Raw genomic sequence first — 12,457 nt, 5'->3', positions numbered from 1 at the left:
TAACAGCCCCGCTTCGGCCTGCACCGACCAGTTCGAGCCGATGAGTCGCAGCCATGCGTGATGCTCGACGATGCCCTGATCGTTCAGTACCAGGTCAGCATCAGCGTGGGCACCGAGGCTCCATTGCTCTCCAAACAATGGCAACGCAGCGCCCTGATGCCGCCCATCAAGCACTCGCAACTCGAACATCATCGAGCCCTCCATGCCGGACATAGCCACACCATCATGCCACCGCACCACGCATCAGCTCGTCCTGGCCCAGGTCAAAGCGTCCCAGCACTTTGACCTTCGAGGTACTGCCCAACTCGGCAAAAGACAACACCGGCACATGGTTGAACTCATCCAGCAGCAATGTGCGCAGAGGGCTACGCAAGTCTTGTGCAACGAGCATGACGCTCTTGAATTTGGGCCGTAAGGAAAAGGCTTGATTGAGCAAGCTGACGAACGCTGCGCTATGTTCGTCGTCGAGTGCGAAGAACACCCCGGTCTGGGTCTGGCGCAGCGCCTCGCGCAAGATGTTTTCGGTCTGCGGTGACAGCAACCAGGCATGCAGGCCGTCGGCCTCGCTGTACTGGTAGTAGATTTGCGCCTTGAGGGCAATACGCGCGTAATCAGCCAGCGCATCCGGCTCACGCTCATGCTGACCGTACTCGATCAGCGATTCGACAATCAGCCGCACCGCCCGCAACGGCACACCTTCGCTGGCCAGACGTTGCAATACCGCCGAAAACCGCGACAACGGCATGATCCGCTGCAACTCCTGAACCAATTCCGGCTGGTTGTGTTCCAGCCAACTGAGGATCGACTTGCTCTCTTGGACCCCCAGGAACTGCGGCCCACTGAGCATCATGGCCTGCTTCATACGCTCAACGATCAAGCTTGACGCGGTGAAGCGCTCCAACTGCGGATCATCGAGCAGCGGATCATCCGGCGCCAACCAAAGCCAATCCTGTTCGTCGCGCTCTACCAGACCCGGTAGGGCGTGCGCGGGCTCAACCGCCAGCGCCTTGCGCTCAACGGCCACATAGTTGACAACAGACGCCTTGACCATCGGCACTTCATGGACACAGAAGCGCATTTCATCGTCGGCCAGTGAATCATCGGGCTCCACTTCAAACGGTGGCAGCGTCAGGCCAATATTGGCGACCAATGCATTTCGGGCCTGGCGAATCGAGTGAACAAGGTCAGTCACCTCGGGCGTCCCTCGTAGCGTCGGGGAGAACTGCAGCAAGTAGGGCCTTGATGGATCAAACCCACGCAAGTCTTCACTGCCGTTCTCTTCGGGACGAACCACCTCAGCCGCTTCAGCTTCAGGCTGCTCCTGCCGTTGACGCTGGCGCATCAGGTAATACCCAAGGGAGCCAGTGACCAGTGCTATCAGGATGAACACCCCGGTAGGCATGCCGGGTACCGCCGCAAAGGCAAGCATCCCCACCGAGGCGATCATCCAACTCTTGGGTTCGCTGGTCATCTGCCGGGCAATTTCGGCGCCCATGTTACTGACGCCCTTGCGCCCATCCGGCGCCACGCGGGTAATGATCATGCCAGCCGTCAGAGAGATCAGCAGCGCTGGAATCTGCGCAATCAGACCGTCGCCGATGGTCAGCACCGAATACAGAGATATTGATTCGGAAGCGCTCAAGCCATGCTGGAACATACCCGTGGAGAAACCGCCCAGCAGGTTGACCACAACGATGATCAAACCCGCGATAGCGTCGCCCTTGACGAACTTCATGGCGCCGTCCATGGCCCCGAACAGTTGACTCTCACGGGACAACTGCTCGCGTTTATCCCGTGCTTGCATGCCGTCAATCAGGCCGGCTCGCAAGTCGCTGTCGATGGACATCTGCTTGCCGGGCATCGCATCCAAGCTGAAGCGCGCGGCCACTTCGGCCACCCGCTCCGAGCCTTTAGTGATGACTAGGAAATTGACGAGGGTCAGGATCAGGAAAATCACCATCCCCACGGCCAGGTTGCCGCCGACCACAAAATTGCCGAAGGCCTCAACGATGTCGCCTGCGTCCTGCTCCAACAGGATCAAGCGCGTCGTCGCAATCGATAACGCCAGGCGAAACATGGTGGTCAACAGCAGAATCGACGGGAATGACGAGAACGCCAGAGGGCCTGGCAGGTACAGCGCCAGCACGATCAACAGGCACGAGATGCAGATATTGAGCGCAATCAAGATGTCCACCAACCACGTGGGCAGCGGCACAATAAAAATGAATACGATGGCCATTACCACCACGGCACCCAGCACTTCGGCGCGCTGCGCAACCTTGAGCAAAAAGCGGTTGATGACCGAAAGCGCAGTCACGCCAGGGCTCCCAACTCACCTGGAAAACGCGCAGGGCCACGTGTTACCCGATCCAGTTCCCCCATCACCGCGAGGAAGTTACGCAGGGTCTCTTCGCGCACTCGGCTATCGAGCCATAACGCCAATGGCAGTTGCTGGAACAACGGGTAGAGCGCATTGAGGACCAATAACTGCTGAGTGTTCGCCCCCCCCAACAGTTCCTCTCCCAGTCGCAGAATTTCAGCAGCGGCAATACCGCTGCCAGCAAAAGCCAAAAGACGCTGCAGCAAGGCTACCGCGTCGTGACTAATGCCCAGGCGTTGGAGTAACGCGTGGCAACCCGCTAGCACTGCGCTCAACTGCCCGCAGCTTTGCAGCCCCAGTAACAAGGTACGTAACAATGGTGTAGGCAATGACGACACACTGGCCGCGATATCGTCAGCCAAAGCCTTTCGCATCACCTTGAGTCCGTCGGCAAATCGTTCGCCGCCATACACACCCAGCAACGCCTGCATCATCGTCGCCAACGATTGCCGCGTGACCACGCTGGCGTAGTAGAGCGTGCGCAGCGCCTGGCGCTCCTGCGGATCAACACAGGCCGCCTGTAGCGCCACGGCAATGTTCAGGCCGGCCTGGATCTGCCCTTTGAAGCGGACCTCCAGCTTGGCAATGGCATCGCGCGCCAAGGCCGCTTCGGAGGGGCGAACCTCAGTGTCCGCCTGTGCCGCTACGTACTTGAGCACCACGAACGCGCGCGCGGGGTCTCCGCCGGCAAGCTCCAACAATTTGTCGAGGTGGGGTTGCTGCAGCAGCTGCCATCGGACACGACGCGAAATGCTCGCCAGGGTTGCCTGGGCCGGATGCCCCAACTGCTCATAAAACTGCGCAAGCTGCTCCATCGGGAGCACGCGCACGCCAATCTTCCTTTCACTCAGCGTGCGACTGTTGAGGTCCACTTCCTGGTTGAACAGATAAGCGAGTTCGTCCATGCCCTTGGCAGGTACAGGAACCGAGGTCGGGCTGACAACAGGCTGATCCAGTGGTTGGACCGTTTGCACATCGGGCGAGAATTCAACTTTCATGGACATGCCTGAACAGGAAGAGTGTTTCCCTGTGTGGCAAAGCCAGCCTATGCGGTTCCATCAATAGCGATCGCACGGCCAATTTGAAAAGACTTGCACGAGCCTTCAATGCTCTATGCAAATCGCTGCACAAAATTGCGCAAACACAAAATATTTATCAATAAAAATCAATAACTTGAAGAAAATTATTCTTTGGCACAGCCAGTGCAATCGGGGTTCCCGTCGACACCCTTTCGACTGTCTACACCAAGGAAATAATCATGAATATCCCTATTGAAGCTTTAGCGCACCTTGTTGGCAGCTCGCCTCAATTCATGCATCACCTGACAGACGACCAACAAAAAAAGCTTCGGCGCTTCATTCATAAACGTGTACTCAACCCAGAAGATGCAGACGATCTGCTGCAATTGACCTATCTGGAGGCCTGGCGAAACCGTGAGCGTTTCAGCGGCAGTGCCAGCCTCAGTACTTGGATGTGTGGCATCGCGCAGAACCTGATACGCAATCACTTCAGGCGCATGTATGCCAAGCCCATGCATTGCGAATTTGATGAATCGCTATGGCATGGCCAGGAAGACAACCGCAGCCTGGATTGGGAATTCGAGGTCAATCGTCGACTGGAAAAAACGCTGAGTGCCATCGACCACCTGCCAGTGGAGATGCGCAAGACGCTGTACGCCTCACTGGAAACCGATGGCAGCTACCAGGACACAGCCGACGCACTGGATATTCCTATCGGCACCGTCCGCTCGCGCCTGTCACGGGCACGCGAACAGCTTAAACGTGCCACTCACAACCCGAAGTACCCTTAACGTCAAGCCACGCTTTGGGCGGCAGGGATATCTGCCCAACGCGACCAGGCTTTTCAGGTAATCGGCAGGGCGAATCGCGATCCACTCGTCGCCGGATCCGTTGATTTCGCTTAAACAGTTGAAAGCGTAGATAAAAATTAAAAATAAATACTTGACGCATTCCCGTTCTACGCGAATAATGCGCGCCACTTGGCTACATAGCTCAGTTGGTTAGAGCATAGCATTCATAATGCTGGGGTCCGGGGTTCAAGTCCCTGTGTAGCCACCAAGTACTAAAAACGGCTTACCGAAAGGTAGGCCGTTTTTTTATGCCTTGTGAAAAGTGCTTGAACCGTTGCGGCTCAGGTCGTTGGCTGGGCCTGCGTTCTCACTCGCAGGTCTCCCAAGTCAATGGTCAGATCATGCCTGGGCAGACTGCCCAGAGTATCGTTCAGGTTCATTCGCAACGGCTTATCGGCGTCCACACCGTATTCAAGATCAGCATTGACGCGCTTTTGAGTGTGACTCAGCCCAGCGCTACTGGAAAAACTGAGATTCATGGCGGGTACCGACATGCCATGGGACTGGGTGGCGGTGTAGCTCAGGCTCATGCTTTTAACACGCAGGTTGTTGCGATCACTCAACGCCTGCCTGATCAGTGGCTCGACATTTTCACCAGCAAGATGGCTACGCTCTATTGCATGCAGGACCTGTGGTTTGAGCTCCATACCCAGTGTCACGGAGGTGCCCTCTCCCTGCTGCAGCTGATTGAGCACTCGGGAAAGCTGAGGGTCATCCTTCAGCCACTGTTCAATCGCTGCTTTGTTGGCCGGAGCCACATCATCCAGCCAGGCATGGTACCCATCGTCCCGCAACCCCACACGTGTGACGGAAGATTCGACCGACGCCAATTGACGCAACCCGTTGTTCATCAAGTCCTGTTGGACGATCAACTTGTCCAGTGACTGGCTGATGGCGTGATAGACGTCCGACTTCGTCGCCACGGGGGGATGAGTCGCGAGAAACCTTCGCAATGTGGCCAACTGTTGATCCACCGTACTCCCCGACAGCTCAGTTTCAGCCATATCCCGCCTGAAAGCCGGCGAGTAAAGCAATACGCTGCGTTTAAGGTCATCAATCTGCGACTGAGTCACCGGTTGCGGATGCTTGAACGAAAAGCTGTAGGCCTGTGATTGCCCACGATCAAACTTCACCATGACTGATAGCTCCGGCGCCGTAGCTACCGCCGTGCTGGGGCTGTCACTTTCGGCCCTACCCAGCGCCAAGGCGTTGAGCGGCGCAACATTGGCACCCACACCACCCTGCCTGAAGAGCTGCGCACTGCTCGCCGTGCCTTGGCTGATACCGGTTGCAGTGCGCTTGGAGGACTGGCTCTTATCTATGTGCGCAAGATTGAGGTTAGCCACCCCGCCGATGCCGGCGCGGATCACCGAGTCCAGTTCAGCGATGTTTTCTTGTGGGCTGTACATCATGCGCAATTGCGCAAGTGCATCCAGATTGAAGTCGCCACTGAGCTTCGAACTTTTGCCTGCCACGTGCCCGTCACCCAGAGCCAACAGATCGCAGACAGTACCGCTCTCGCCAGTAAGGATCGACATCATCTTGCCAAAGTCTGCCTCTTTCACGTCAAAGCCGATGCTTGACCCAGTGTTTTTTGCAATCGCCGCAGTCAACTCGGCCGCAACCCTCAAGCCTGGCCCCAGCGCCCCCGATCCTCGACCCAGCGTGACACCAGTCCCCACCGAACCGGCAAGACGCCGCATATCATCGGTACTGATCTCAACCCTGGCGCCCGTGTCGGTACGGCTGATACTCACGCCATGGGTGTGGGACTTGGAGGCTCCCAAGAAAAACTCCACCGGGGCCACCGGCTTTATCTCTGTCACCATCAATCCCAGGCTTTTACCTTGGGTTCGGCTAGGCGCAAGGGTCTGGCCGCTGCTCAGGTGCTGTACCTGCTGAGTCATCGCCTCCTTGATGGAGACATCGGTGGGCAACTCCAACAGGCCCGAAAGATGCCAGTGAAGGGCGGAGCCTGGTGTGCCAAGATCCTTGGCCAACAACTTGAAGTTGCCATACAACAATTCCGCCTGATCGTAATTGGCGAGACCTTGGCTGGCCAACGTGTGCACGGGACTGTCTTTAAACGCTTTCATGACGTCATGCAGCGACGTTTCTATGCGCGCCAAAGCACTTGGACTATGGCCTGACGTACCGTCAAGCGCTTGTACCAAATCCGTCAATTGCTTGAGCGTGCTCGCGTGATGAATCAGGTCGCCTTCGATAAGCGCCGAGGGGTGATCGAGATCCCGCTTGCGTTCGGGCTTCCAGGTGGGAAGCACCAGGTCCTGCCCTTCAAAGTTGGCCAACAGTGCAGCGGTCGTTTTTTCCGCCGAGGGGGAAACTCTCTTGAACGCCTCGTACAGTTGATGCAACGTCGAGCCAGGGTTAATCGCCGCCCTGCTCAACGTGGGCCTGGGGTCAAACGCCACCCCGTGTGCATCCCCCAAGCGGCGGGCGCTGGACTGGCTACTGTCCTCTACCTCGGTCAGCGCGGCGCGGATCTCTTTTGCCAACGCCTGTCGCGGGCCTGCTTCGCTCAAGACGGTTAACCGAGCTCCCAGGTCAGTAGGAATCGGCTTGCTCTGCGCCAGCTGCTTGAGCTGTTCGTGCAGGCGTTTATCGTCTGCGTAGATCCCCTCCAAACCCTGCCGGCCCTTGAAATGGTGCTGAACATCCTTCGCCTTTTGGCCAAGGGCCTCCAAGGGATGGAAGTGCGCTTTGATCCCCTGGAAAAAATCGCGCTTGAGCGGCACACCTTCCCGAGATTGCCCCATGACATTGCTGCCCACCGTCAGCGCACCACCTGGAAACTGTGCACGCACTTGCGTGCCCCTCAACTTATCAGCCAGTAACGGTACCTCGGCTGTCACCGGCACCGGCCCCCACTCTAGCGCGCGGGTGGTGGCATTCTCCAATCGATGGAACTGCTTATCCCACCCAGCAATCAGGTGCTTGTCGGCCCCCATCCGCAAGGACTCCAAAGGCTGGTGATCCGGTAGTTCAACCTTGCTCCAGTTTTGCGCGCCCCCAGAATTGCCCTGCCAGACCTGGCGATCCGCTCTGAACAATTCGCCGCCCTGGGTGTGAGCATAAAGATTGCCCGCGTGATCCAGGGCGAGTGTCTTTATGTCAATCGAGGGAGACAGTTGCAACGGCTTGATCTGTCCGTCCTGATGAACCTGAAGCTGGTTACCCTGATCGACGGTCACAAAATTGTGGCCATCCGCTACAGCAAATCCGGTAATGCCCTTATCACTACTCCCTGCGAGCACTTCGCCAAGGGACACGTGCGGGCGTGGCGCGGGAAGCGCGGCCAGATCATGGCTGGCGCCCTCAAACAGCGGGTCGCGTACCTTACTGATGACCACTGCCTTCAACTGCCCCTCTTGCAGCACATAGGCACGACCGTCCAGGCCGCGCTCCAGATGATCGATACCGGGTTGCCCAGCGTTTCCCCAACGTTGTGTCATCGCATCCCAGGTCAATAAAGTGCCTGCATCCAGCGCAACCTTACCCCGTTCGCCCAGATCAACCGCCGTCGACAACGCCGGCAGACTGGGCAGGGGCAGCCCCTTCTCGATGCCCTTGACCAGCACGTCGCTGAGGTTCCATTGCGGGCGCATTGCTTTATCGCCCGCCAAAGGCACGCTGTGCGATTGCTCACGCGTATCGCGGACCTGGGCATTGAGTTGCCCCGTATCACCATGAAAAAAACCCTCCACACGGACCGCCCCCTTCAACGCCTGTTCAAGCGAATCGACCGATTGCCGGACCATCGGCAGCGTGTGATCCCGCACCAGGCGCAAGTCGGCGCAAACCAGTTCCCCGTCCGCAGTCGCGCCATACAGCGTGCTTCCCGAAAGACCGATACGCGTGAGTTGCACAGGCAAACCCACCTCGTCGACCGGGCGCACCGCCTGTGTGTCATCTCCCTGAAGATGCACAAAAGAACCCTCTTGAGCCTGGCTCAGCAGCACCGTGGTTCGCCCTTGCGCACTGTTGTCGATAAACCCCTCGGGCGTCTTCAGCAATTGCCCATCGCTCGTCAGGCCAATGCGACTGAATGCACGGGTATCCGCGTCGGGCATCCAGGACAACGTGAGGGGTTCAAAGCGAAACAGCCGCCCACTCTCCAGGCGAAATTGCTGGCCCTCTGCTGTCGTCTGAACCGCACTGACGCTCCCCACATGCGCACGCCCCGGACTGTCGCTCGCGCCGCTGGCGGTATCAGGCAGGCTGCTTTTGAACACCGCAGCGACAGCCGGTGTGGACTGAATGTGAAACAGATATTGACGCTCATCTTTCATCCGCAATGCATGACAGCCAGCTGCAAAAGGACCATCGGCCACAAAGTGTTTGTTCGGCTGGTTGAGGTGACTGGCAATCTCACGCCCTGCAAGTGTCGTATCAGCGTGCACCTTGCCATCCTTGAGACAAGCGTCGAACTGCATCGAGGTCGGTTGCAGCGTTTGATAGTGGGTCAACGACACTGCCGGCAACAATGGCGGGCTTTTTTCCTGGCGCCAACTCGTCAAACCGTTGCCAAGGTTGCTCTGTAACTTGAGAAGAGGATCTAATTTTTTAAGCATGGTCTCGCTCCCAGACAGAATCAATTACAACTGCCTAGTGGGCACCTGCCTTTTCCAGTTCCACCCCTGCCTAATCACAACTGTTACTTCATGCGCTCGAAAAAAACGCGCATCTGTATTTTGACGCTCGTTTGACCCGCTGTTAGTGTCCGACTCCCCCCACACGGAGTGCTCTCGATGAAACTGGATATCTTTCAAGTCGATGCTTTCAGCCAATCCGTCTTCGGCGGCAATCCAGCGGCCGTCTGTCCGCTTACCGAATGGTTGAGCGATGAACAATTGCAGAGCATCGCAGCGGAAAACAACCTCTCCGAAACTGCCTACTTTGTGCCTCGTGGAGATTTCTACGAGTTGCGCTGGTTTACCCCGGAGGTCGAAGTGGACCTGTGCGGCCATGCCACGCTGGCGGCGGCGTGGGTATTGATTAATAAATTGCCAGGAGCACCTGAAGTGTTGCGCTTTGCCACCCGCAGCGGCGAGTTGCGCGTCACGCGCAATGGCGATGAACTGGCGATGGATTTCCCGACCAAGCAACCCGAACGTTGCGAACCGCCTGCCGGGATGTTGAACGCGCTGGGGATTGAGCACGCCGAGGTGTATGCCACCGATGACTACATCGTGTTGGTGGACAACGAAGCCCAAGTCGCCGCCCTCAAACCAGACTTCGCCCGTCTCAAGGGCCTGCCCAAACGCGGGATTGCGGTAACGGCCAAAAGCGCGCGGTTTGATTTCATTTCCCGCTGGTTCGGCCCGAACGTGGGCGTCAATGAAGACCCGGTCACCGGCTCTGCGCACACTTCGCTCACACCGTTCTGGGCCGAGCGCCTGGGCAAGTCACAATTGACTGCCGAACAGGGTGGAGAGCGTCGCGGGCAACTGCGCTGTGAGCTCAAGGGCGACCGCGTGATTATCGCCGGCCACGCAGTGCTCTACCTGCAAGGCACGATTTACCTGTAAAAAGTACGACACCAAGGACAACAGATCATTCTCACAATGAACGGAGTTCAACGCGTGTTTCCGATTTCCCGCCGTCAACTGTCGATGATAGCCGCAGCCCTCGCCCTGGCCGGCTGTCACACCCAAATCACCGAACAACCTCCCGCACCGGAATTGGGTTCGGGTTACCGCACCGACCTCACCACCCAACACGCCGAACGCCATATGGCCGCCGCCGCCAACCCGCTGGCGGCCGAAGCCGGGCGCGAGATATTGCGTATGGGCGGCTCGGCCATCGATGCGGCGATTGCGATGCAGGCGGTGTTGACCCTGGTGGAGCCACAGTCATCCGGCATCGGCGGCGGCGCGTTCATCATGCTCTGGGACGGGAAAACCGTGCACGCGTATGACGGTCGTGAAACGGCACCGGCCGGGGCGACCGAACGATTGTTCTTGAAGGCCGACGGCACGCCCATGGCATTCCCCGAGGCGCAGATCGGTGGACGCTCGGTTGGCACGCCAGGAGTCTTGCGCGCCCTGGAAATGGCACACAAGAAAACCGGTCACCTGCAATGGGCCAAGTTGTTCGAGCCGGCCATTCGATTGGCGGAGCAAGGCTTTGCGATTTCCCCACGCCTGCACGCGCTGATTGCCGCCGACCGCTACATCCCGCAGTCGCCGGACATGGCGGCCTATTTTCTGAATGCCGATGGCACACCTAAAGCCACTGGCACGCTACTGAAGAACCCGGCGCTGGCCGCCGTGTTCAAGCGTATTGCCAAGGAAGGACCGGACGCGCTGTACCAGGGGCCGATTGCCGATGAGATCGCGCGCAAGGTCCAGGGCAATCGCAATGCGGGCAGCCTGTCGCAGGCCGACCTCAAGGGCTACGCCGCCAAGGAACGCACACCGCTGTGCACCGACTACAAGCAGTACCGAGTGTGCGGCATGCCACCGCCATCGTCGGGCGGGATTGCTGTAGCGCAAATCCTCGGTACGTTGCAGGCCGTGGAGGCCCGCGACCCGCGCCTGGCCATAGCGCCGATGAAACCCGTGAAAAGCACGTCGCCTGCCGGCCTTGAACCCACCCCCGAAGCCGTTCACCTGATCGCTGAAGCCGGTCGCCTGGCCTTTGCCGACCGCGCACTTTACGTGGCCGACTCAGACTTCACACCCGTCCCCGTCGTGGGCCTCGTTGCACCGAACTACCTGGCGCAACGCGCCACACTGATCGGTGAACGCAGCATGGGCATCGCCAAACCGGGCCAACCAGCGGGAATCCAAGTGGCGTACGCGCCGGACCGCTCGCCGCTGCGCATTTCCACCTCCCAAGTAGTGGCGGTGGATGACCTGGGCGGTGCCGTGTCGATGACTACCACCGTAGAAGCGGCGTTCGGCTCCCATGTGATGGTCCAGGGTTTTTTGCTGAACAACCAGATGACTGACTTTTCGTTTATCCCGGAAGAAAATGGCCAGCCGGTGGCCAACCGCGTCGAGCCCGGCAAACGCCCGCGCTCGGCCATGGCTCCGACCTTGGTGTTCGACCGCAAGAGCGGCGAGTTGCTGGCTACCGTGGGTTCGCCGGGCGGCTCACAGATCATCGAGTACGTGAGCAAATCCCTGGTGGCCATGCTCGACTGGAACCTCGACCCGCAAACCGCCATCAGCTTGCCCAATTTCGGCAGCCGCAATGGCGCGACTGAACTGGAAGCCGGTCTGTTCAGCCCCGGGTTGAAACAAGCGTTGAAGGACAAAGGCCACGCGCTGAGCGAGATCGATATGACCAGCGGTATCCAGGCCATCGTGCGTACGCGGGACGCCCAGGGCAAGGTGTCGCTGAGCGGCGGCGCGGACCCTCGGCGTGAAGGCGAAGCCCTCGGCGATTAAACATTTTCAGCGGAGAACGCTTGTGCAACAGGCAGACACTCTCGGCGCCATCCCTGGCGTCAACCATGGTTTTTGTTCGATCGATGATCCGTTGCGCCCGGCAGATGTGTTCATCTGCAAGCAGGTTCACAGTGCGTCGGTCGTCGAATGGCAGGCCGACCAGGTGAGCAACACGGTCGAAGCGGATGGTGTGTTCACCCGCAAACACCAGCCGATTGCGGTGATCACGGCCGATTGCCTACCTATTCTCTTTGCTGCCAAAAACGGCGAAATGGTTGCAGCCGTACATGGCGGCTGGAAAGGCCTGCAAGGCGGGATCATCGCCAACGCCGTGCAACGTTTTGCCGATGAAGGCATTACCGTGGATCAACTGCGGGTGGCCATCGGACCGTCGATCAAACCCTGTTGCTATGAGGTCAGCGAAGGATTCATCGCGTCATTTCAGGCAGACCAAGGCCACCTGTGGCGCGATGAACAGGCGCCGTGGAGTGTCGAACAGCCAGCGCCGTTGCTATCACCCGAGATTGCACCACCCCATGCCACGCAAGCGCGAAGTGCCTGGTTTGATCTGAGTGGGTATGGGCTGATATTGCTGCAAGCGGCGGGCGTTCGACGAGAGCATATCGAGGTGAGTGAGGTATGCACTTACTGCACATCACCGACGTTCGCGAGCTACCGCCGAAGGACTCATCACCCGGAGGAGGCGAAGACGTTGATCTATTCATGGATTGCCCGCACGCCCTTGTAGTGAGCGGGCTTGCCCGCGCTGGGTGGCGAAGCCGCCCTAAAACC

8 protein-coding genes and 1 tRNA gene are annotated in these 12,457 nt (G+C 58.6%); 5 read left to right on the top strand and 4 right to left on the bottom strand.

What is annotated here, in order from left to right:
* The 3 genes from ACRESD_RS14775 to ACRESD_RS14765 all read right to left on the bottom strand — a co-directional run.
* Window positions 1–189: FHA domain-containing protein (locus tag ACRESD_RS14775; RefSeq protein WP_431751589.1), on the bottom strand; the 189-nt coding region annotated here is incomplete at its 3' end.
* Between the two features lie 34 nt (window positions 190–223).
* Window positions 224–2,317 (bottom strand): type III secretion system export apparatus subunit SctV, encoded by a 2,094-nt coding sequence (gene sctV, locus ACRESD_RS14770; RefSeq protein ID WP_431751588.1) that lies wholly within the window; start codon window positions 2,315–2,317, stop codon window positions 224–226.
* Window positions 2,314–3,378, bottom strand: a complete 1,065-nt coding sequence (locus ACRESD_RS14765; protein ID WP_431751587.1) for a TyeA family type III secretion system gatekeeper subunit — start codon at window positions 3,376–3,378, stop codon at window positions 2,314–2,316. Before ACRESD_RS14765 ends, sctV begins: the two co-directional genes overlap by 4 nt.
* Before the next feature lie 260 nt (window positions 3,379–3,638).
* Between ACRESD_RS14765 and ACRESD_RS14760 the strand changes: the two genes are divergently transcribed.
* Both ACRESD_RS14760 and ACRESD_RS14755 read left to right on the top strand, forming a co-directional pair.
* Window positions 3,639–4,190 (top strand): RNA polymerase sigma factor, encoded by a 552-nt coding sequence (locus ACRESD_RS14760; protein ID WP_431751586.1) that lies wholly within the window; start codon window positions 3,639–3,641, stop codon window positions 4,188–4,190.
* 191 nt (window positions 4,191–4,381) lie between these two features.
* Window positions 4,382–4,458: transfer RNA gene (locus ACRESD_RS14755), tRNA-Met, on the top strand.
* Between the two features lie 73 nt (window positions 4,459–4,531).
* Here the strand turns inward: ACRESD_RS14755 and ACRESD_RS14750 are convergent.
* Window positions 4,532–8,842, bottom strand: a complete 4,311-nt coding sequence (locus ACRESD_RS14750) for an AvrE-family type 3 secretion system effector (protein WP_431751585.1) — start codon at window positions 8,840–8,842, stop codon at window positions 4,532–4,534.
* A gap of 177 nt (window positions 8,843–9,019) precedes the next feature.
* Here ACRESD_RS14750 and ACRESD_RS14745 point away from each other — a divergent pair, with 177 nt between their 5' ends.
* From ACRESD_RS14745 to pgeF, 3 genes are read left to right on the top strand one after another with little or no spacing between them, the layout of a single operon-like run.
* The gene (locus tag ACRESD_RS14745; protein ID WP_431751584.1) at window positions 9,020–9,799 is read left to right on the top strand and encodes a PhzF family phenazine biosynthesis protein; all 780 of its coding nucleotides are present in this window, start codon (window positions 9,020–9,022) and stop codon (window positions 9,797–9,799) included.
* A 36-nt stretch (window positions 9,800–9,835) separates the two neighbouring features.
* On the top strand, window positions 9,836–11,665 hold the full coding sequence (ggt, locus tag ACRESD_RS14740; protein ID WP_431751583.1) for a gamma-glutamyltransferase: 1,830 nt from the start codon (window positions 9,836–9,838) through the stop codon (window positions 11,663–11,665).
* A gap of 22 nt (window positions 11,666–11,687) precedes the next feature.
* Window positions 11,688–12,413, top strand: a complete 726-nt coding sequence (gene pgeF, locus ACRESD_RS14735; RefSeq protein WP_431751582.1) for a peptidoglycan editing factor PgeF — start codon at window positions 11,688–11,690, stop codon at window positions 12,411–12,413.
* The last annotated feature ends 44 nt before the right edge of the window (window positions 12,414–12,457 follow it).

Source organism: Pseudomonas sp. (genome assembly GCF_050739995.1).
GTDB lineage: Bacteria > Pseudomonadota > Gammaproteobacteria > Pseudomonadales > Pseudomonadaceae > Aquipseudomonas.
This window is presented reverse-complemented; position numbering and strand designations above follow the sequence as displayed.

Coding starts and splice junctions, on each gene's coding strand:
- ACRESD_RS14765 (WP_431751587.1), bottom strand. CDS start 3,378: ATGAAAGTTGAATTCTCGCCCGATGTGCAAACGGTCCAACCACTGGAT.
- ACRESD_RS14750 (WP_431751585.1), bottom strand. CDS start 8,842: ATGCTTAAAAAATTAGATCCTCTTCTCAAGTTACAGAGCAACCTTGGC.
- ACRESD_RS14745 (WP_431751584.1), top strand. CDS start 9,020: ATGAAACTGGATATCTTTCAAGTCGATGCTTTCAGCCAATCCGTCTTC.
- ggt (WP_431751583.1), top strand. CDS start 9,836: ATGAACGGAGTTCAACGCGTGTTTCCGATTTCCCGCCGTCAACTGTCG.
- ACRESD_RS14760 (WP_431751586.1), top strand. CDS start 3,639: ATGAATATCCCTATTGAAGCTTTAGCGCACCTTGTTGGCAGCTCGCCT.